Source organism: Sphingobacterium sp. UBA1897, from assembly GCF_002337775.1.
Taxonomy (GTDB): domain Bacteria; phylum Bacteroidota; class Bacteroidia; order Sphingobacteriales; family Sphingobacteriaceae; genus Sphingobacterium; species Sphingobacterium siyangense.
In genome coordinates, this window is record NZ_DDGR01000023.1 from 182,938 (window position 1) to 203,410 (window position 20,473).

General features: G+C 40.3%; 19 protein-coding genes. 10 read left to right on the plus strand and 9 right to left on the minus strand.

Translation table 11 applies throughout. The annotated features are described in order from the left end of the window. The first annotated feature begins 26 nt into the window (after positions 1-26). The gene (locus B4N43_RS14115) at positions 27-638 is read left to right on the plus strand and encodes an NAD(P)H-dependent oxidoreductase (protein WP_075993835.1); all 612 of its coding nucleotides are present in this window, start codon (positions 27-29) and stop codon (positions 636-638) included. An 81-nt stretch (positions 639-719) separates the two neighbouring features. Next, positions 720-1,010: a putative quinol monooxygenase gene (locus tag B4N43_RS14120; protein ID WP_075993834.1), complete on the plus strand. Its 291-nt coding sequence runs from the start codon at positions 720-722 to the stop codon at positions 1,008-1,010. Positions 1,011-1,154: 144 nt separating this feature from the next. On the opposite strand, the gene B4N43_RS14125 is transcribed toward B4N43_RS14120, so the two are convergent. The 6 genes from B4N43_RS14125 to B4N43_RS14150 all read right to left on the minus strand — a co-directional run bounded on the left by B4N43_RS14125 (position 1,155) and on the right by B4N43_RS14150 (position 6,316). Then, positions 1,155-1,478, minus strand: a complete 324-nt coding sequence (locus tag B4N43_RS14125; RefSeq protein WP_075993833.1) for a hypothetical protein — start codon at positions 1,476-1,478, stop codon at positions 1,155-1,157. 96 nt (positions 1,479-1,574) lie between these two features. Further along, positions 1,575-2,306 carry a type 1 glutamine amidotransferase gene (locus tag B4N43_RS14130; protein WP_286735379.1) on the minus strand — a complete coding sequence of 244 codons (732 nt, stop codon included), beginning with the start codon at positions 2,304-2,306 and terminating at the stop codon, positions 1,575-1,577. An 11-nt stretch (positions 2,307-2,317) separates the two neighbouring features. Beyond that, on the minus strand, positions 2,318-3,049 hold the full coding sequence (locus tag B4N43_RS14135; RefSeq protein ID WP_115050049.1) for a YggS family pyridoxal phosphate-dependent enzyme: 732 nt from the start codon (positions 3,047-3,049) through the stop codon (positions 2,318-2,320). Next, positions 3,042-3,584, minus strand: coding sequence for a GNAT family N-acetyltransferase (locus tag B4N43_RS14140; protein WP_115050050.1), 543 nt, complete (start codon positions 3,582-3,584; stop codon positions 3,042-3,044). Before B4N43_RS14140 ends, B4N43_RS14135 begins: the two co-directional genes overlap by 8 nt. Then, complete coding sequence (locus B4N43_RS14145) at positions 3,581-4,207, minus strand: FMN-binding negative transcriptional regulator (RefSeq protein WP_115050052.1); 627 nt, start codon at positions 4,205-4,207, stop codon at positions 3,581-3,583. The genes B4N43_RS14140 and B4N43_RS14145 overlap by 4 nt, the downstream gene beginning before the upstream one ends. Positions 4,208-4,501: 294 nt before the next feature. Then, positions 4,502-6,316, minus strand: coding sequence for a mechanosensitive ion channel family protein (locus tag B4N43_RS14150; RefSeq protein WP_286735380.1), 1,815 nt, complete (start codon positions 6,314-6,316; stop codon positions 4,502-4,504). Between the two features lie 271 nt (positions 6,317-6,587). On the opposite strand from B4N43_RS14150, the gene B4N43_RS14155 reads away from it, so the two are divergent. After that, positions 6,588-9,056, plus strand: a complete 2,469-nt coding sequence (locus B4N43_RS14155) for a glutaminase family protein (protein ID WP_376749017.1) — start codon at positions 6,588-6,590, stop codon at positions 9,054-9,056. 98 nt (positions 9,057-9,154) lie between these two features. Here the strand turns inward: B4N43_RS14155 and B4N43_RS14160 are convergent, their stop codons facing one another. From B4N43_RS14160 to B4N43_RS14170, 3 genes are all read right to left on the minus strand, one after another. Then, entirely contained in the window at positions 9,155-9,688 is a 534-nt protein-coding gene (locus tag B4N43_RS14160) for a DUF1062 domain-containing protein (RefSeq protein WP_286735382.1), read from the minus strand. A gap of 385 nt (positions 9,689-10,073) precedes the next feature. Next, positions 10,074-11,993: a sensor histidine kinase gene (locus tag B4N43_RS14165; protein WP_286735383.1), complete on the minus strand. Its 1,920-nt coding sequence runs from the start codon at positions 11,991-11,993 to the stop codon at positions 10,074-10,076. After that, the gene (locus tag B4N43_RS14170; RefSeq protein WP_115050059.1) at positions 11,990-12,733 is read right to left on the minus strand and encodes a LytR/AlgR family response regulator transcription factor; all 744 of its coding nucleotides are present in this window, start codon (positions 12,731-12,733) and stop codon (positions 11,990-11,992) included. The genes B4N43_RS14165 and B4N43_RS14170 overlap by 4 nt, the downstream gene beginning before the upstream one ends. Positions 12,734-12,919: 186 nt before the next feature. Here B4N43_RS14170 and B4N43_RS14175 point away from each other — a divergent pair, with 186 nt between their 5' ends. The 7 genes from B4N43_RS14175 (at position 12,920) to B4N43_RS14205 (ending at position 20,398) form a co-directional block, all read left to right on the plus strand. After that, positions 12,920-13,573, plus strand: coding sequence for a Pr6Pr family membrane protein (locus B4N43_RS14175; RefSeq protein ID WP_286735384.1), 654 nt, complete (start codon positions 12,920-12,922; stop codon positions 13,571-13,573). Between the two features lie 73 nt (positions 13,574-13,646). Next, the gene (locus B4N43_RS14180) at positions 13,647-14,168 is read left to right on the plus strand and encodes a hypothetical protein (RefSeq protein ID WP_145329547.1); all 522 of its coding nucleotides are present in this window, start codon (positions 13,647-13,649) and stop codon (positions 14,166-14,168) included. A gap of 148 nt (positions 14,169-14,316) precedes the next feature. Further along, a complete protein-coding gene (locus tag B4N43_RS14185; RefSeq protein ID WP_145329544.1) occupies positions 14,317-14,724 on the plus strand; it encodes a VOC family protein in 408 nt (135 codons plus the stop codon). 259 nt (positions 14,725-14,983) lie between these two features. After that, on the plus strand, positions 14,984-15,253 hold the full coding sequence (locus B4N43_RS14190) for a hypothetical protein (RefSeq protein WP_286735385.1): 270 nt from the start codon (positions 14,984-14,986) through the stop codon (positions 15,251-15,253). A gap of 125 nt (positions 15,254-15,378) precedes the next feature. Continuing rightward, positions 15,379-15,744, plus strand: coding sequence for a hypothetical protein (locus B4N43_RS14195; RefSeq protein ID WP_115050065.1), 366 nt, complete (start codon positions 15,379-15,381; stop codon positions 15,742-15,744). A gap of 85 nt (positions 15,745-15,829) precedes the next feature. Then, a complete protein-coding gene (locus B4N43_RS14200; protein ID WP_286735386.1) occupies positions 15,830-17,218 on the plus strand; it encodes a TolC family protein in 1,389 nt (462 codons plus the stop codon). Between the two features lie 6 nt (positions 17,219-17,224). Then, on the plus strand, positions 17,225-20,398 hold the full coding sequence (locus tag B4N43_RS14205) for an efflux RND transporter permease subunit (RefSeq protein WP_145329535.1): 3,174 nt from the start codon (positions 17,225-17,227) through the stop codon (positions 20,396-20,398). Positions 20,399-20,473 lie beyond the last annotated feature (75 nt).

A 20,473-nucleotide genomic window follows, 5' to 3' on the forward strand; every position in this document is an offset into this window, starting at 1 on the left:
TGTTATCAATAAGAAAAATTATAGAAATGAAAATATTTATTATCAACGGCGGACAGAAATTCGCACACTCGGGTGGTTCTTTCAATACCACAATAACAAATTGGACTGTTGAAACATTGGCTGAAAATGGACTTGAAACAAGGGTAACAAATATCAATGATAATTTTGATCCAATGGTTGAAGTTGAAAATTTTAAATGGGCAGACATTATCGTTTACCATTTTCCTGTATGGTGGTTTCAGGTTCCGAACCGTCTGAAGCTCTATATTGATGAGGTTTTTACGGCGGGTCACAACAACGGTATCTATAAAAATGATGGTCGTTCACGTAAGAATCCGGCTATTAATTATGGTACCGGAGGTTTGATGCATGGTAAAAAATACATGGTGACTTCGAGCTGGAATGCTCCAGAGACAGCCTTTACAATGGAAAATGAGTTTTTTGATCAGCATTCCGTTGATGCCGGTGTTTTATTCGGTTTTCACAAGATGAATCAATTTGCAGGATTGGAACATCTGGGAAGCTTCCATTTTCATGATATGGAGAAGGGTGCGTCTCAAGAACGTGTCGACAATTACGAAAAGGAATATAAACAATATTTGGAAGAGGTCTTCCATTTGGAAACTACGTTAAACTAAAAATTTATTGATCGATAAATCGCTTTATCCATGGCGTTATTGCGATGAAAAGAGTAAATTACCACAATAAAAATCAATAACATGAAGGTATATTTAACCGCAATTTTAAAGGCAGTTCCCGCACATCGGGAAGAAGTATTGGCATTATTGTTAGAAATGGTCGAAGCAAGTAGAAAGGAAGCAGCCTGTATACAGTACGATCTGCATCAGGTAAATAGTGATGAAAACCAGTTTATCTTTTATGAAATCTGGGAAGATCAGGCGGGCTTGGATGCGCATAATCAACAACCTTATATTGTCGCATTCGGAAAAGTTGCCGGTGAAAAATTGCAGGAAGCGCCTCAAATTATATTAATGAATAAAATCGCTTAATTTACAATGTGGCCTTTAAGGACCGTATTGAAAAGATAGCAAAGAATATCATGTAGTGGATGACGTGTACAGGCGGAAGATATTAACTATAATTGAAGTATTGGTGGGTACCAAAATCATTTGTGTTGCCTTGAATAAGCTTGTTTATTCTGATTTAGTGACGCGAATGATTTTGTTGGTACCTTGCTGAACAGCGACATCGACTTTATTTCGTTGCGTGTAGCTCTGTTGTAGGAGGTTCAATTTTTTGGCCAGTTGACCATCCTGATTGTCTAGCCAGAAGGTCGCAGCCATAATACCAATTTGAACTCTATAACTGGAATCAGTTTCCGGAACAAGCTGCTCGATAACCTGATGTTGATACCAAGTCAGATTTTTGTTTTCTTTTTGGGAAACACAGGCGTGTAGGAAAATTGCCAGAAGGGCTAGATAGCCCATTTTTAAAAGTTGACTGCGTCTTAGGTTCATCAATAGTTTTTTTGTGTTACACCAAATCTACTATTTTTTATCCAACGAATGAATTACTGCTGTAAATTTTTACGCTCCTGTTTAGACAGAAACCCTTCATTTACTTATTAGACTTCTCGTGTATGCACATTCAAATAAATCTAAAAATGTATGAAGTTTGCTGTTCATTTCGCGGTAATCAAAAGTCTGAATTTCTTCAGGTGATTGCACAAATTGGAGCGATTGGCTTTGAAGAAAGAGATCTTCTTCTGCATCTATTAAGAGCCGGACGACTTCAGGTGTGAGTTCCATATGGCATTGAAATCCGTAGACGAGATTTGTATAGCGAACAATTTGTCGAGGGCAGCCGACGCTGCTTGCTAAGATTTTACTTTCAGGGGTAAGTCCAGGCATATCGTTGTGCCAATGTCCGACCGGTAATGGGCTGCCAAAATGTGCTATTTTGCTGTCATTTATTCCTTCCTCTGTGAGCGTGATGGGGAAAACTCCAATTTCTTTTTGCGGACTATGTCTGTACGTTGCCGACAGCGCTTCGCCAATCAATTGTGCGCCCAGACATATACCAACAACCGCCTTGCCGGCATCAATACATTGGCGGATAAAAGCGATTTCGACCTTAGCGTCAAAATAAGGGTATTCGGACGGGGATGAATCTGGGCTTTGAGGCCCGCCCATAATGATCAATACATCGATGGAATCTATTTCTTTTGGAAGGGGATCCTGTTGATAAACATGGGAGAAAGTAACTGAATGTTGCTGTTTTTCTGCCCAGGTTAAATAGGCCCCGGGTGCTTCAAAAACTTCGTGTTGTATAAAATGTATCCGCATCGTTTTTTTTGTTAGTTGTGTTCGTTCCAGTAATAACTATCTGGTGTAGGACGTTGTCCAAAAATTGCCGTGCCTACTCTGACAATCGTAGCGCCTTCCGCTATCGCTATCGCTAAATCTCCGCTCATGCCCATCGACAATTCTTGCATCGATACACCGGGAATAGCTAGGGCTATAATCTGTTGTTGAATTTGTTTGAGCAATTTAAAACAGGCACGTACCTGTTCGGCCTCGGCACTCAATATACCGATAGTCATCAGTCCTTTAATCTTTAGTGTGCTTAATGTTGCTATTTGCTGAACCAGGCCGATTACTTCCCCTGGCGCAGCGCCGTACTTGCTCTCTTCGAAGGAAGTATTTACCTGAATGAGTACTTCCATAGTTTTGTCTTCTTTTAAAAGTCGCTGATGCAATTTTTCGGCGAGATCTATACGATCGATCGAATGGATGCAGGATACGTTGCATTTGAGCAGATCCTTGATCTTATTGGTTTGAAGATGACCAATAAAATGATTGACATGGGGAACAGCGTTTAAATACTCAAATTTGTCTTTCAGTTCCTGCACTTTATTTTCAGCAATTAGGGTTTGACCAGCTTGCAGCGCGATTTCTATACGTTCGGCAGGTACGGTTTTAGTGGCCAGCAATAATTTTACCTCGCGGGGATCGCGACGGTTTGTTTTGCAGGCTTCGTCTATACGTTGTTGTATGACCTGTATATTTTCTGCTATAAACTCATGCATGGTGCGGTTGTACTGTTTTTTTCATCATGATATCTATTTGTTTATCGTCACCCAGTTGAAAAATATGCTGGTCGAATGCGACAAAACCATTTTTCTGATAGAAATTGATTGCCCGCAAGTTTTTTTCCCAAACACCAAGCCAGATAAATGAAGCTGCTTTTATTTGGGCTAAGGCTAGTGCTTTTTCAAACAATAACTGTCCCACTTTTCTACCCTGAAATTCCTGTAATACATAGATGCGCTCGATTTCTAATGCCTGCGGGCACTGTTGTTCGGTCTGGGCCTGGCCGGTATTTACTTTTAGGTAGCCAATAACATCATTTTTCAAGACAGCGAAGTAAAATTCAGATTCGTTATCGCAGAGCTCGGACAATAATTTTTCCTTTGAAAACCCTTCGGCCAGATAGGTCTTCATATTCTCTTCGGTATTCGTGTCTGAAAAGGTCTGAATAAATGTTGCTTTTCCTATTTGCTGCAGCAGGTCAATATCTGTTAGTTTTACCTGTGTGATTTCTATGTCAGTGTGTGTGTTCATTTTTTTTCGTTACTTATTGATCCATTTTTCATTGCTGCGGCAATATTTCTTTCGAGCTCATTGTCGCTATTTTTTAGAAAATCACGGATACGCTGTTTTTCTGTTTCACTTTTATTTTGACTTAATTTTTTTTGGCCCTGTAAATCTGTGACGACAAGTTCGAAGGCGACGATACCCCGCATCATACCACTTTTAAAACGATCGGAAAGGCTTTCCCATTGTGTTAAATACGCTTCGTCGTAACTCAGGATCATCTGTTCTAGGGCTTTACTTTTTGCTTTTTCGTCTGTAAGGATGGATGCAAGGCCATAGGCATGTACAGCGATGTAATCCCAGGTTGGCACACTTTTTTCCTTGTCATAATGTTGTGGTGAGATATAAGCATGTGGTTCGGAGAAAATAACCAATGACGGCGTATTTTCGATATAATTGGCTTGTTCGTTTGCACGAGCGAAGTGTGATGTTAAAAGCAGCTGATCTTTATCTGTACGGACGTGAAAGGGGAGCTGTGTGGCTATTGGAATCCCCTCTTTAATCGATACAATGGTCGCAAAACTATATTGTTGCATAAATTCAACCTTTTCTGCGTAATCTTCGAACTGGAAATGTTTGGGTACATACATGCAAATAGCTATTTCTTGATTTTATCCAAAATTACAGCCAATAGATGCAACTGAGCTAGTCCAATTTGAATAATGTAGCTGGTCCAGTGTTCATTTATTGCGCGGGCTGACTGGTGTTCACGCAATCCAGGGATGTCGTTTGGCCTGACAGAGTCGAAGCCGAAGAGCTAATTTATGTTTTACATCTTTAGTTAACAAGCTCACAACAGTGGATGAATTCAACAGGATATGCATACCGGGTCAAAACGCATCACATATTCTTTGCAGTAATCAGCTAAAAATTGTGCTTTCAGATCAGTTATTGTACGAGCTGTTGGGCATTTTTGGATTATATTGTTGTACATGGTCAACTTTAGCAAATATGTGTGGGCCATTCATTTCAATTCCTGCGGCTAGAAAGTCATCTAAGATCGATTGAAAAATTTCAGACTTTGCCAGTTCAATTTCACCAGATTTAGCGATGTATACATTCAGTTCATAGAGGACATAGAAGTCGTCTAATTTTTTTTGTAAGACGAATGGCGCTGGGTTAAGGTTGACTCTTTTTATTCGGGGTGGGATGTTCAGGAGCAATTCGTGTATACGTTGCCAAGGTTCTTCATAACCGACTGTCAATTCCACCTGAAAGCAGATTCCATCTTCTGAGAAGGTTGAATAATTGACGGTATTTCCGGAAAGTACCGAGGAATTGGGGATGGTAATTTCTTCATTTTTTATCGTTCGAAGCCTTGTTACCAGTGGTGATTTTTCGATAACAACGCCTGTTTTGTCGGCGATGGTAATACGGTCTCCGATACGGAAAGGACGCATATAGGTGATCACAAGTCCCGCTATGATATTGGAAATTGCAGAAGATGATCCTAAAGAAAATAGGACACCTATAAATACGGATATTCCTTTAAAGATATCTGAATTTGCGCCAGGTAGGTACGGGAATATGAGTACCAGTGTGAAGGCTTGGAGCAGAAAGCGAACAATAGTAAAGGTAGGCATGGCAAAATCGCGATGAAAGCCATTGACCTCTAATTTGCCTTTGTCAATTTCGGTAAAAATATACTTTATGAATCGAACAGCATAACGCATAACAACGAGTATGACAAATACGGTAATCAGATTTGGAATATAGTTCCAAATTGCCAAAACTGCAGTCTTCAGGGGTTTTGTGAAGAGTCCAATGAGATTGGATGCCCAGCTCTGTGTAAATGGAAAAACACTGAAGACAATCGGCAGCATGATAAAGGCAATGAGGACGATCAAGCCCCAACGTAAAATATTTATTGCATTAATAAACATCCGTGTTTTTTGTACCGAAGTGACAAGGACATAATTTTTGATCTTAATGTCTTTGATCCGTTGTGTTCTTTCCGTTAATATACGTTGCGTACCATATTTTTTCAACTTGTTTATTAATAGAATCAATATCGAAAAAACGACGAGAATGAGAAATACAAGCCCAATACGGGTAAGAAGTTTTGTAATGCTGTTATCTGCACGTTCCGTTGTGATTGAATCCTGAATTCTTTTTAGGTAGTTTGCCGCAATCTCTTCTTTACTTTTTCCTTCAAGAAGAGCATCGAGTTCTGTGACGGAAGTTATGACGAGATCTTTGTAAACGATGTCGGCACTAATTTCGCTGTTTTCGATTTTAAACGAATCTACTTTCACAAAATCGTCTTCATATAGATTATGGATTCTGCTGACCACATTGTAAGCTCGGTCTTTGGCTAATGATGATCCAAGTTTATTATAGATATAGAAGAGGGTATCCTGAAATGGCGCGACTGCATATCTTTTGGTGTTTTTTTTGATGGAGTCTACTTTAACTTTCAGCTGCTGCTTCCGAAGGTTATTTTCTTCGTCAAACTCATTCAGCTGCTGTTTTAAATTTTCCTTTTTGGGGCTATTTTGACTTTTAAGATCGGCAATTTCATTCTGAAGCTTTACCCGTTCAAGAGAATCATTAATTTGCTGTTGTCTAATTCCGTTCAGTAAGGAACTCAGATCCAATTCTTTTTTATTGACCGAATCTGTTTCTTGTGCATAAAGCTGTGTGCTCGTTGAAAAAAGACAAGATATGGTCATTAAGAAATAAACGTAAATACTTCTCATCGTGTTGTTGGTAAAATTGAATGCCGATGTTTATTAGGTCATTTTGCACATAACGATCGGACGGGTTCTCAAAGATAATAATTATCTTGATTAGATGGCAGCATGTCAAATATGATATAAATTGAAGGTAAAATGATACGATGCGACAGCTGAATTTAAATTATTCCAACGTTTTTTGTTAAAACGATTGGGCATAAGTTCAATGCGGAAAACTATGTAGCTAATTTATCCAAAAAATATGATTAAACCTTTTCAAAAATCTATTCATGCAATGAACAAACTCGGGAAGATGGGTCTCTGCTTTGTTTTGGCCTGTGCTTCTACTGTTTTAGATGGACAAGCCCAAGAACGCAAAGCTCCGGCTTATCCATTGATTACGCACAACCCCAATTTTAGTATATGGTCCATGACTGATCAGCTTCATGCGTCGACAACGAAACACTGGACAGACGCTGATCATTCGCTGTTGGGCTTAATTGATGTTGATGGTAATATTTATCGTTTTCTTGGCAAAGAAGAGCCTAGTTATGCTGTTATTCTACCGACTTCGGAAGATAAATCGTATACGGTACAATATACTGAATCAAAACCTCAAGGCGGCTGGGAGTCTTCCGCTTATAAGACGAATGCGTGGAAATCGGGACTTGCACCCATCGGTGATGATGCGCAACAGGTAAAGACGCTTTGGAAATCGGACGATATCTGGGTGAGACGTGAGTTTTCCGTAGCGGATCCGAAGGGTATCAATGAGCTGTTTCTAAAACTCAATCATGATGATAATATAGAAGTATTTTTGAATGGGAAGAAGGTTTACGAAAAGATAGGTTGGACTAACAGCTTTCACTATTTACCGATTGACAAGGCGAATTTGAAGACCGGGCAAAATCATATTGCCATCCATTTGAAGAATAGCGCTGGCGGTCGTTATCTGGATTTTGGTTTGGTTGACAGGCTCAAAGAGCGTGGACCACGAATTCAAGAAGCCGTGCAAAAAGATGTGGAAATAACAGCGACGCGTACGGTCTATAATTTTCAGGCCGGTAAGGTGGATCTGAAATTAAGCTTTACGTCGCCTTTGCTTATGGATGATCTGAATTTATTGGCTCGACCGGTAAGCTATATCACGTATAACGTAAAAGCAAACGATGGCAAGCAGCATGCTGTTAAAGTTTTTCTAAGTGCATCCACAAATATTGCGGTGTATAAACCTTCACAGGAAGTAACCGCCGAAAAATATGAAACGGCAAAATTGTCGGTACTAAAAGCGGGAACGGTCGAACAGCCTATTTTGCAGAAAGGTGCCGATGATATGCGGATAGACTGGGGGTATTTTTATGTTGCTTCACCAAAGCAGGATAAAACGCAACAGTTTATTAGTCCGAGGGGCGGAGCCGTCGACGCCTTTAGAAAGGGAACAACGACCGCTGCAAAAACTGTTAAGGGTACCTCACTTGCGCTGAACACGGTCATTCCGTTTGGCAATGTGGGGGCGAAAGCGGAGGAACGTTTTGTTGAGGTAGGCTACGATGAAATTTATGCGATTCAGTATTTCAAAAATAACCTGCGACCATGGTGGAACAATTCTGGCAAAGAAACGATGGAAAATCAGCTTACTTTGGCTGCAGATGAGTATCGTAATGTGCTCGATAAGTGCGTCGCATTCGACAAAGCGGTTTATGCGGATGCGCTAAAATCGGGTGGAAAAGAATATGCACATCTTAGTGTGCTAGCTTATCGCCAAAGTATAGCCGCACATACCTTGGTAAAAAGTCCACAAAATGAATTGCTATGGCTTTCCAAAGAAAATAACAGTGGTGGTTTTATCAATACGGTGGATGTCACTTATCCTTCAGCACCATTGTATTTGATCTATAATCCGGAGCTGTTGAAAGGGATGTTAACTGGAATATTTTATTTTAGCGAGAGCGGTAAATATCCATATCCTTGGGCGGCTCACGATTTGGGTACGTATCCATTGGCCAATGGTCAAACCTATGGCGAACCTATGCCTGTGGAGGAATCGGGCAATATGATTATTTTAACTGCGGCAATCGCGAAAGTGCAAGGGAATGGGGACTATGCCAGGAAGCATTGGAAAACATTGACAACTTGGGTAGATTACCTCGTTAAAGATGGCTTTGACCCTAAAACGCAGCTCTGTACAGACGATTTTGCTGGCCATCTTGCACGAAATGCCAATTTATCTGTTAAAGCTATTGTGGGTATTGCCTGTTATGCGCAGCTAGCGGAGGCCATTGGTGAAACTGCAATCGCAAAAAAATACCGTGCAATTGCCGAGGAAATGGTCCCGAAATGGATGGAAATGGCAGATGCAGGCGACCATTACGCGCTGACATTTGATGATAAAAATACCTGGAGTCAAAAATATAATTTGATCTGGGACAAAGTGTTGGGATTGAATCTGTTTCCTCAAAAAGTGTATGATACGGAAATTAAGTATTACCTGACCAAGCAAAATAGATTTGGTATACCATTGGATAGCCGTAAGGCCTACACCAAAAATGACTGGATTCTTTGGACAGCATCATTTGCTCCATCAAAAGAAGCATTTGAAGCTTTGGTGAAACCAGTCTATAATCATGCGATTCAAACGGAATCCCGTGTCCCATTAAATGATTTTTATGATTCGACTACGGGGATCCGTGAAAACTTTAAGGCGCGTAGTGTTGTTGGAGGTTTTTACATGAAACTTTTAGCGGATATAATGAAACAAAAATAAATAATGCCAATGAGCAGGGGGAGAACCTGCAATGAAATTTAGTTTGTGTTTAGTTAATAAGACGGCGGGCAATTATAGGATTGCTCGCCGTTTGTTTATCAGGTTATGCGTTTCAATGCTTCGCATGATATTTTCACAATATCCTCATGTCTGACGCGATGTTTTTTTTCTAGAAATTTTCCATGTACAGTAATTGCCTGCATAGTGATGAGCCGGTCAAGCTGCTTGGATGATAGTTTTAAACAGTTACGAATGACGGTAGATAGTTTGAGCTGAAAGCTGAATGCATAGATAACTTTGAAGGATAAGGTGTCTTCATTTGTGCTGTGCAAATTTTCAATGAACAGCTGTTCATACTGTATTTCATATTTGATGGTATCGAAATCTGCTTCAACATTGTTCTTTTTTCTGATTTCTGTTGAAAAAGCGTATTGCCATGCTAGTTCCCTGTTGTTTTCCTGAAATCTATGAAACAGTTCCTTATTGATGGATTCGGGGCTTGTATTTTTTTTCTGTGCATTCATTCTGAACTTTTCACTCCAGTAGAACCTATCACTATCGCAATGGCTGCAGGATCTTTTGAGAAGGGGAGTGTTGTGTGCTTTGACCTCCCAGATATATTCTTTTCGCATGAGTTGTAGTCGCGCTTAATATTCTTTATTTGATTTTTGATATTATCGACGATATTGGAAAGGATGGGATATTTTAAATACTGCAATAGCATAAAATACTCTCCTGAGCTAACAATACCGAGAATAATAGGGTGAAATGAAAACCTGTTCGGATAGGAGTTACCCGAATAAAAGAATAATTAGCCTGTGGTTTGTGAGGCTAAATTATGCGACTATAAATTTGAAAATTGTGTTCAAAACGCTATTTCGTTGGTTTATAAACGAATTTAATTAATTTAATTGATTTTCCATGGATATCGAATAAAATTGCGCTACAATTTATATCCTATCTTAATATTAGATGACATGTAGAATACGCTGTAGTTTGTTTAAATAATATAAATCGTTAATAGGTAATTGGGATAAGAAGTGTGACCGTGGTGCCGGCAATGGGGTCTTTGGTGGTCTGAACACTCGCTTTTTTTCCTAGCAATTGCATACGTTCACGACTGATTGTTCCAGAGAGTGAACGATGTGTAATTTCAGGAATGTCTGGATTGACTTTACCGCTATCTTTAATCGTCACCCGTAGGATATCTGCAGACAACGCAAACTGGATGTCAATACTACCATCGCCCGTTTCGAGGTTTATACCGTGCAGAATTGCATTTTCAACATAGGGTTGTATGAGCATTGGTGGTAGCATGACTGCACTTAAATCTTGATCTTCCGGTTGTGCGATGTGGTAATGAAAAGCATCTTCAAAACGCATTTGCTGTAAGATCAAATAGTTTTCTAAGGTTTCAAGTTCTTCATTTAAGGGAACGAGGCTCTCACGGCTTAATTCGAGATTGCTACGTAGTAGTCGACTGAAACGGTTCAAATATTTGATGGCATTTTCCTTCTTATCCAGGCGCATGAAGCTCTGTACAGCGGAAAGGGTATTGAAAATAAAGTGCGGTTCCATCTGTGTGCGCAACAACTGCTGCTGCAATAAGACCTTTTCTTTCTCTTGCCTGGAGCGTCGCTGACGAAAACTGTAATATAGGAAGAAAAGTATGATGATCAATAAAATAACCGCCAGGGAGGAAATGATCAGTCCTAAACGATTTTGTTGTAGCTGAAGCTTATTGATCTTGATATTTTCATTCAGTATACGGATAGACTGATCTTTCGCCTGGAGTTGATAAAGGGCATTCATTTCTGCGATCGCTTGTGTATTCTCCGACTGATAAATACCTCTTTGTAATTGCACAAGGTGATTCAATACGTCTATGGCTGCTTTATCTTTTCCTTGCAAGCGATAGACGGCTGCGAGACTGTTTTGAAATGTAATTTCGTTGTTGGGAAAGATTAATTTGGGAAACTGCGCTTTAAGTTTGCTGGCTTTTTGGATGAATTTTTCTCCCAATGCCGGTTTATTTAATGAAACATAGATTGCGGCTACATTACTGTAATCTACAAATAAATTGTTCATCAGTATAGAGGACGCTGTTTGTTGGTGCAAGCGTTCATCTATAGCTATTTTTAGCAACTCGTAATGTAAAATGGAATCCGGTTTTTTAGCCGTTTCATAGTATTGGATCTTCGAATCGTAAAGAAAACTAATGTTGTATTTGTCTGGATTTTTAGCGTGTAATTCTTCGAGTTGATGAAGGAAGGGGGCAATGTCTTCTGCTGGCCGTTGTAAGGTATTCAACGTCTGTATCATTTGTACCAATACGCGTTGTCGGTTAATATGTCCTTCTGGCAGTGAATCAATTAGCGGGAGTACCGAACGATTCATTTTTTCTGCAAGGTTATATTGGAAAGAGCTCAAGTTATTTTGGGCAGCGGACAGTAATATCGCTGATTTCGCTTCGGTTGACAGTCCTGCTGCGGTGTCCGATAAAACAATCGTAGCGGCTTTGTTATAATAATAGCCCGCTTCGCGTTGTTTTGCTTCTATGCTACGGATATTCCCTATGCCATTGTAAATAAGTGCTTTGTATTTTGCGTTTCCAGTGGTGGGTTCAATGAGTTCAAGCGCCTGTTGAACAAAAAAAAGAGCCGAATCTTGACCGCTCATAGCATAGAGTCGTGCCAGGTAATATTTTACACGGGCAGCGAGTACCGTGTCTTTTTTTACGATGGAATTCTGGTCTAACGTTAACCAGGCCTGTTTGATGGAATCTCCATTTGCTGCATTTAATTTTTGGTCTTCGAGCGTTTTAATCTGTGCAGCAATAGCATCATGGTCGGGCGATAATCCGTCTTTCTTTTGAGCGCAAGCGATAAAAAACAAAGGCAGTAGTAGCCAAGGGAAAATGCGGTTCAGTGCGCTCATTTTTCTGGGAAAAGCTGATTTAAGATCGAGTTTTTTCTACGTGATGAAATTGGAATTTCCTCTTTGTTCTTTAAGACAATATATTCGGAACGATTGACACCAGAAATATGCGACCTGTTGACAAGATACGATTGATGGGTGCGTAAGAAATAAGGCTGTGGCAATAATTCTTCATAATATTTGAGGGGTTTAGAGATTAACTCTTTTGTACCATCATTTAAAAAGAAAAAAGTATAGGGACCGTCTCCTTTGCAGTACACGATGTTGTGAACAGGGACGATACGTACATGGTGTATGGAAGACAAGGCAATGCTTTCGGGAAGTTCACTGGCATGTAAAGCTTCTTGTGCCATTGATAAACGTTGCATCCATTGGGGATTGTTTTCGCTTTTACGCCGGTAACGTTCTAAGGCTTCGTTTAGTTCGGTTTGATCGACCGGTTTCAAGAGATAATCCAAAGCACCGTATTTGATGGCTTTGATTGCAAAATGATTGTAGGCCGTAATGAAAATAATATTCTGAGGAATAACGGTTAGCTTTTTTAGGATGTCAAATGCTGTACCATCACGGAGCTGAATATCCATGAGTATAACGTCTGGTTGTTTCTCTTCAATCAATTTTACAGCATTTGTCACCGTATCGCTCCAGCCAACAAGTTCAACGTCAGTTTCCTGTTGGACCAAATAGCTGATTTCTTTGCGTACGGCGGGTTCATCCTCGATAATGGCTACTCTAATCATTTATCAATCTTTATAGCGTATAAAAATAATAATTGTTAGTAAGGAAACTGAATCCATTTACAATTCGTTGCAATTATTTACAATCTGGATTCCGGGTTCGAACAGCGGTGAATTGGATTTGATCATTTAAAATTCCAAATAGCAGTTGAAATTTTTATATTTAGTATTGTATAGACCACTCGTAATATGGAGACTCAAAGTTCATTAAAATCGGTTTTCGCTGGTAGCATTGGTTTGATTACCTTGTTTGCAGTCGCTGGGCAATTTGTATTAAGCGCTCTTGTCTCTAAGCTTGGCCGCATCGACTATATTGTTCAGTTTTTTAGTTATTTTACGATTCTAGGTAATGTAATGGTTCTGCTATGCTGTTTTTTTACTGTTTGCTGGTCAAAAAGTCGAGTTGGCCTATTTTTTACTAAACCCGAAACAATTACTGCCGTAACATTATACATTCTTATTGTCGGAATTATCTATAATACCATACTCCGCTTTCTGTCGCATCCACAGGGTTTATCAATGGTGGTTGACGAATTATTGCATGTGGTCACTCCTTTGAGTTTTTTCCTTTTTTGGTGGCGCTTTTTGGACAAGGGAACAATCCGTTGGAATCATCTTTTCTATTGGTTGATCTTCCCATTAGTCTATCTTTTTTATACGTTGTGGCATGGTTCGTTTTCTGGATTTTATCCCTATCCTTTTGTCAATGTTTCCGAATTGGGAATGGACAGGGTTCTTTTGAACAGTTTTGGAGTAACCTTGGTTTTCGTTGCAATTGGTGCATTATTGATCGTATTGGGAAAATGGCAAAACAAACGGCATTCTCAACGGATTAAAAAATAAGAAAACTCAAAGCTTGTCGATGTTGTTATATGACTAGAACAGCGTTCTATTTTTTACTTTAATTGAATTGAAAATGGTTATACGATTTTTTGTCTGTGTCTCTTTGGTATTATGTGGGATATGTTGTTTTGGTCAAGTTGATGTTGATAAAATGCGAGCCGAGTACGCTACTGCTGTTCAAAATAAGAAACTCTGTGAAGCGAATCTGAAATTATTGGAGGGAGCTGCCAATTCCGCAACGGAGAAAGGATACCTGGCTGCTTATGAAATATTATGGGCGAAACATATGGGCAATCCGTTTACAAAACTAGGTCAATTCAAGAAAGGGAAAAAGCTTTTGGAAGAAATGATCATGAAATATCCCGATAATATCGATTTACGTTTTATTCGTTGGAGCGTGCAGACACATGCACCCTCTTTTTTAAGCTATAGTAAAGATCGATTGCGGGACAAGGAATATTTGGTGCACAACTTACATAAATTGCCCAATCCTAAGGGGCGAGAAGTGATCTATACGTATTTAAAAGAAGCAAATAGTTATCTCAAGGGTGATCATGTGTTTTCACAGGCCGAATTGAATGAGCTCTCTAAGTAACGAGCGATCTATATAACGAGCTATCCATATAAGGTATGAACATTCCGCTGCTTATTCATTGATGCTGCATAAAAATCTTCGCATAGGCCAAGTTTTTTTTGGATGAAAATTTTCAACTTTGCATGATCAATAGCAATTAAACTTTAAAATGATGAAACAGATATTTATTAATCTCGTCGTAGCCGATGTGAATAAGTCAATGGATTTTTATACACAATTGGGCTTTACGAATAATCCTCAGTTTTCCGACGAACAAGGCAAATGTATGGTTTGGAGTGAGCATATTTTTGTGATGCTTTTATCTCCGGATAAATTTAAAACATTTACAGAAAAACCGCTTGCAGATACAAAAAAACAGATTGCAGCACTACTTTCACTTTCTGTTTCTGGTTTGGATCGTGTGAACGAAATTGTTGATAATGGATTGAAAGCCGGAGGCATTGAACCAACGCCAATGAAAGACTACGGTTTTATGCAACAGCGAAGTATTGAAGATTTTGACGGTCATACCTGGGAGATATTTTATATGGATATGAGCAAATTTCCAACGGCATAGAAATCATATCGGAATAATCGGTTATCGTAAAGTCCCTTGCAGTAATGTAAGGGACTTTTTCTTTTGTTGTTAAGGTAGCGAAGTAGCTGAATGCCGACCATTACTGCTGCCGATTTTTTTAGCGGTGCCACGAATATTAAACCATCGGATGCGAATTATAGTTGTGCCTTGCGAAAAGCTGGGCTAGGGCTTACATTTGACAACATATACGTTTGCTGTTTAGATAAGCGAATGGCTAACAAATCATAAAACTTGACACATGTTTAAAAATAAAAAGCTCAGCAAAAACCCACTTCATTATGTTTATGCGGTGATATGGTTGGTGTTATTTGGTTCCATTGCTTACTACGTTTATTCGGGAGCGGCATTTAAACCGGAGAATGGCAAAATTCACCTTGTGGCTATATTTATTGCGTGGGTGGTGGAGTATCTGGGGCTTACAATTACAAGTCTACTCTTCTTATTGTATGGAATCTATCGGGCCATGACAACCGTTTTAGAGAATGTGAAGGATAGTCCCGAATCTTGAGCTATTTGTGCAACATAGTGTTTACAAATCCTAAGGCTATGCTAATGTTACAGTAGCATTTTACGACGTTAATTATATTTGTTTTGTAAATACATATTGTGGTTTACGTGTAAGTCGTGGTACCTATGTTCAAACAAATTACATTTCGAGTTTTGCTGTTGATAAGCGCTTTGCTGCTGGTCGTAAAGCCATTAATTGGCTTTACGTTATATCATCAGGCCAAGGCTCAAGGCGAGAATGAGTTTATAACGGTTATCAAGGCTTTCAGCAAAAGAAAGCAGGAATACCTGGATTGGGTTGAAACTAGTGAAGGCAGCATAATCTGTAATGGCATGTCTGCAGTAGTGGGACGCATCCGAACGTTACTTATTTTCCATTTCTCCAATTTTTTCTCACCTTCTGTTGGGAAAAATCCGACAAACAATTTCTTAAGTCAACTATTTAGCCCTTTTGAGCGGCTCTACCTGTTGCATCTCCGTTTGACCTTATGATTTGATACCTGTTTAAAATAGACGAAAGGCGTTATTCTGCTGAGGAATTTCGTTGCTGTAATTTATTTAAAATAAGATATTAAACATGTTTAAGAAAATAGTCCTGATAGGAGTTTTCTTGCTTTCCTGTGGCGTTTTTTGTCATGGGCAGGAAAATAATATACCTATCAAACTCAATGATTTGTTGTCTGCGGTAGCACAACATGCGCCTTCTTTGCGTACTGACTATACGGGTACTATGGTACAAGAAGCTCGTGTGCAGGAAATACGAAATAACCGTTTGCCGAGTTTGCAGCTATCCTATCAAGCTGATCTCGGTTCAAATAATAATGTGCCCGGCCCTTACTTTGGATTTGGTATTGTGCCGACCAATAATGGGGGAATACGTGAAAATAATAATTACAATGCCGTCAGTAGCAACCTTGCTATTGCGGCGTTTCAATGGGAGTTCTATAATTTCGGCGCGTACCAGGCGCAAGATCAATTGGCTCAATCGGCGGTTAACGTTGAAAAGAAACGATTTGATCAATCAAAATACGACCTGCAATCGTTTACGATCTACAGTTATCTTCAGCTGTTAAAATTGCATGACCTTATTGAGATTCAGACACGGAGTATCGATCGAAACCGAGAGATCAGGCAATCGATATTTGCTGTAGTTAAAAGCGGTATCCGGGCGGGGGTTGATACCAGTATGGCGGATGCGGAGATTTCAAGGGCGAAGCTGAGCTTAATTGAACTTGAGAATCAACAGCGGCAGTTGCAGATTCGTTTATCGACGCTTTCTGCGTTGCCCCCCGATCAAATTGTTGCCGATACGACCGCTGAAAAGATCCTCTTTGAGCAGGTGAAAAGTTCGCCCATTGAATTAAATGGGGGGACGCAGCATCCCTTAGTAGCCTATTACAATGCGTTATTTGATAAAACCAAAATGGAGGAAAAGCTTGTATCAAAAAGCTACCGTCCTAAGCTCTTTCTTTCGGGGGCAGTTTGGGGACGTGCCGCGAGTGTAGATCACAGCAATAGTTACCGTTCCCTAGGCGAGGGATTTGGAGTGGAACGAGGTAATTATCTCGTTGGTGTCGGAATCAATTACAACATCTTTGACCTTCAACGGAAAAAAGCAAAACTCCATACACAGCAGTTGATGGTTGATCAGGCTGGGCAAAAGCTGCAGGAGCAGCAGGCCAATATTACGATGAATATTGCGCAGTCTGCTGCGGAGGTTGCTACTGCCGAGCAGAGGTTGGACGAGATCCCGCATCAGACCAAAGCCGCTAATGCAGCCTATCGGCAAAAGTTCTCGCTTTATAAAAATGGGCTTACAGATATTGTTGAAGTCAATGTCGCACAAAATATGCTCTATCAGGCTGAGCGGGATTATATCGCTGCCAAGTATAATTATTACCTCGCATTGTTCCATCAGGTCGTTGCCCAGAATAATGTAGACGGATTTCTCCAACTTTTTAAATAAATGTCTATGTCATTAGTTACAGTTGCTTTAAAAAGGCCGATTACGACAGTGATTATTACACTGAGTCTATTGTTATTTTCGATCTTATCACTCTTTAAGATCCCTATCGATATCTTTCCGCAGCTTAATTCGCCTACAATATATGTGATTGAGTCTTATGGTGGCATGTCTCCACAGCAGATGGAAGGTTTTTTTTCCTCCCGAATGCAGGATCAATTTCTATATGTCAACGGTATAAAAAATATTTCTGCCAAGAATATTCAGGGGCTGACCTTACTGAAATTGAGTTTTTATGAAAATACGGATATGGCCGAGGCATCGGCACAGGTTGCATTGCAGGTAAACCGGGCCATGAAATTCTTTCCTCCGGGAGCATTGCCTCCGCAAGTTGTCCGTTTTGACGCCTCATCCCTTCCTGTCGGACAGCTAGTGCTGTCATCTAAAACACGGAGTTTAAAGGAAATCTATGATATGGCAAGTACACTTGTTCGTCCGATGTTTTCCGCTGTGCCCGGACTTTCAGCTCCACCGCCTTTTGGAGCCAACTCAAGGACTATAACGGTCAATGTTGATCCCAATAAACTACGAAGTTATCATTTAACGGCAGATGAAATTGTGATGGCTTTGTCAAAATTCAATGTGATGTCTCCTTCGGGTAACCTTCACCTTGACAATACAATGTATGTCACGACGATAAACTCCCTCATTAAGAATGTAAGCGACTTTGCCAATATTCCAATTTTGACGAAAAATGGGATACCTATTTATGTGAAAGATGTGGCTCGGGTATCAGATGGATCCGATATTACGGTAAGTTATGCATTGATCAATGGAAGAAGATCCGTCTATATTCCTGCGGTGAAAACTGCTGACGCTTCTACCTGGGCTGTTGTGCGTAATCTGAAAGCTAAATTACCGGAGATTCAAAACTTGCTTCCTGAAGATGTGAAAGTTTCTTATGAGTTTGATCAGTCTGTGGCCGTCATGAATTCGGTCCAAAGCCTTTTGCACGAAGGCGGACTTGGGGCTTTATTGACCGGGTTGATGGTGTTGTTATTTTTGCGGGATTGGCGTAGCAGTCTGATCGTCATCATTACAATACCAGTTTCCATATTATTGGGGGTATTGTTGCTGAAACTTTTCGGACAAACAATCAATATTATGACCTTAAGTGGTTTGGCACTGGCGATTGGGATTTTGGTTGATCAGGCCACGGTGACAATTGAAAGTATCCATCAGCATCAGGAAAAAGGGACCGCCAAACGGAAAGCAATTTATCGTGCCTGTCAAGAGATTGCGGTGCCATTGTTGTTGATTCTCTTTTGTATCCTGGCTGTTTTTGCACCATCGTTTATGATGGAAGGCATCCCTAGAGCCATGTTTTTACCTTTATCTCTGTCCATTGGTTTAACGATGATTGCTTCGTATTTTATGGCGCAAACATTGGTGCCAATCTTATCCAATTGGTTGCTCAAGGATCATCATCTGGGGCATGCTCAATCGGATTCACCCAGTTTTTTTGATCGGATAAAAAAGCGGTATCGCGTGATATTACATCGATCCATGCGTCATAAGGGTAGGGTTGTTTTAGGCTATTTGTTTTGTACGCTTGCGATGTCGGCGCTTGCATTCCTATATATCGGCAAGGATATGATGCCGAAAGTCAATAACGGACAGTTTCAATTGCGGATCAAGGAACCCGATGGGACACGATTGGAACGTACGGAGGAATCTGTTAAACAGGTTCTGCAATTGATTGACAGTACGGTCAATCATCAGGTCGCCATCAGTTCTGCTTATGTTGGTTTGGTTCCGAGCAGTTATGGTGTTAGTAATTTGTATGTTTTCAATACAGGGACACATGAGGCTGTTATTCAGGTGAACTTAAATGCAGATTATCATGTTAATATGGATGAGCTTAAAGATGTACTCAGACATAATATTCAGTATAAAATGCCACGTTTGCGGTTCAATTTTGAGCCTATAGACATGACCGAGAAAATTATGAGCCAAGGTGCGGCCACACCGATCGAGGTCCGTATTGCCGGAAAGAAAATGGATGAGATGAAGTCATATGCCGACAAAGTTGTTTCAGCACTGCACAAGATTGATTATTTACGGGATGTACAGATTGCTCAACCCTTGAAGTTACCGACCATTGCAATAGCCATCGATCGGCTCAAAGCATCACAATTGGGTTTACAGATGGATGATATTGCCCGGTCTGTGACGGCGAGTACGTCTTCGAGTCGTTTTACGCAAAAGATACAATGGCTTGATGAGAATAACACCTATACGTATCAGGTACAGGTTCAGGTGCCTGAGTATGTGATGAATACGATGGACGAGTTGCGTGAAATTCCATTAGTCAAAGGGCAGTTAACGCCAACCTTAGGCGATATTGCGAGTTTTAACACACAATATATGCCTGGAGAGTATGACCGACAAGGGCCAAGGCGCTATTTAACTGTGATGGCCAATATACACCAAAAGGATCTGGGGACGGCTACAGCGGATGTTCAAAAAGCGATTCGGAGCCTGGCTGCTCCACCCCGAGGTGTCATCGTTGAGATGAAGGGAATGTCTACACTGTTGCTTGAGACCATGAGTAGCCTTCAAATAGGCCTGCTATGTGCTGTGGTTGTTATTTTTCTTTTATTGGCGGCGAATTACCAAAGTGTGAAACTTTCCTTAACGGCTTTGGTGACTATTCCGGCAGTTATTCTTGGGGCATTGTTGATGCTCATATTGACGGGGTCGACTTTAAATTTACAATCCTATATGGGCATGATCATGTCTACAGGTGTTTCGGTTGCAAATGCCATTCTTATCGTTTCGGGGGCAGAAAATTTGCGTATCGATCTTCGTAACGCACGGACGGCGGCTTTTGCGAGTGCTGCTACACGTTTGCGTCCCATATTAATGACGAGTATGGCTATGATTGCGGGGATGATTCCGATGGCTATGGGAATGGGAGAAACTGGGGAGCAGGCCGCGCCACTTGGACGTGCTGTTATCGGTGGTTTGTTTGCGTCAACTTTTGCCGCCCTTTTCATATTACCCTTGTTGTTTGTGTGGATGAAAGAGAAATCCAACTATGATTCTGTTTCACTGCTACCGCATGAGGAACCGGTGGATGCAGAGGCTATTTTAGACAACAATGCTTATATCGCAAATTAGGTGTTAAGCTTAGCAGGCTTAAATGTCATTTTACGATACGGTGAACTTAAAATTTTGAAGAAGAAATATACCATC

Bases quoted from the DNA above. Each gene is read 5' to 3' on its own strand.
- B4N43_RS14115 (WP_075993835.1), top strand. From the start codon at position 27: ATGAAAATATTTATTATCAACGGCGGACAGAAATTCGCACACTCGGGT.
- B4N43_RS14120 (WP_075993834.1), top strand. From the start codon at position 720: ATGAAGGTATATTTAACCGCAATTTTAAAGGCAGTTCCCGCACATCGG.
- B4N43_RS14125 (WP_075993833.1), bottom strand. From the start codon at position 1,478: ATGAACCTAAGACGCAGTCAACTTTTAAAAATGGGCTATCTAGCCCTT.
- B4N43_RS14130 (WP_286735379.1), bottom strand. From the start codon at position 2,306: ATGCGGATACATTTTATACAACACGAAGTTTTTGAAGCACCCGGGGCC.
- B4N43_RS14135 (WP_115050049.1), bottom strand. From the start codon at position 3,049: ATGCATGAGTTTATAGCAGAAAATATACAGGTCATACAACAACGTATA.
- B4N43_RS14140 (WP_115050050.1), bottom strand. From the start codon at position 3,584: ATGAACACACACACTGACATAGAAATCACACAGGTAAAACTAACAGAT.
- B4N43_RS14145 (WP_115050052.1), bottom strand. From the start codon at position 4,207: ATGTATGTACCCAAACATTTCCAGTTCGAAGATTACGCAGAAAAGGTT.
- B4N43_RS14150 (WP_286735380.1), bottom strand. From the start codon at position 6,316: ATGAGAAGTATTTACGTTTATTTCTTAATGACCATATCTTGTCTTTTT.
- B4N43_RS14155 (WP_376749017.1), top strand. From the start codon at position 6,588: ATGAACAAACTCGGGAAGATGGGTCTCTGCTTTGTTTTGGCCTGTGCT.
- B4N43_RS14160 (WP_286735382.1), bottom strand. From the start codon at position 9,688: ATGCGAAAAGAATATATCTGGGAGGTCAAAGCACACAACACTCCCCTT.
- B4N43_RS14165 (WP_286735383.1), bottom strand. From the start codon at position 11,993: ATGAGCGCACTGAACCGCATTTTCCCTTGGCTACTACTGCCTTTGTTT.
- B4N43_RS14170 (WP_115050059.1), bottom strand. From the start codon at position 12,733: ATGATTAGAGTAGCCATTATCGAGGATGAACCCGCCGTACGCAAAGAA.
- B4N43_RS14175 (WP_286735384.1), top strand. From the start codon at position 12,920: ATGGAGACTCAAAGTTCATTAAAATCGGTTTTCGCTGGTAGCATTGGT.
- B4N43_RS14180 (WP_145329547.1), top strand. From the start codon at position 13,647: ATGGTTATACGATTTTTTGTCTGTGTCTCTTTGGTATTATGTGGGATA.
- B4N43_RS14185 (WP_145329544.1), top strand. From the start codon at position 14,317: ATGATGAAACAGATATTTATTAATCTCGTCGTAGCCGATGTGAATAAG.
- B4N43_RS14190 (WP_286735385.1), top strand. From the start codon at position 14,984: ATGTTTAAAAATAAAAAGCTCAGCAAAAACCCACTTCATTATGTTTAT.
- B4N43_RS14195 (WP_115050065.1), top strand. From the start codon at position 15,379: ATGTTCAAACAAATTACATTTCGAGTTTTGCTGTTGATAAGCGCTTTG.
- B4N43_RS14200 (WP_286735386.1), top strand. From the start codon at position 15,830: ATGTTTAAGAAAATAGTCCTGATAGGAGTTTTCTTGCTTTCCTGTGGC.
- B4N43_RS14205 (WP_145329535.1), top strand. From the start codon at position 17,225: ATGTCATTAGTTACAGTTGCTTTAAAAAGGCCGATTACGACAGTGATT.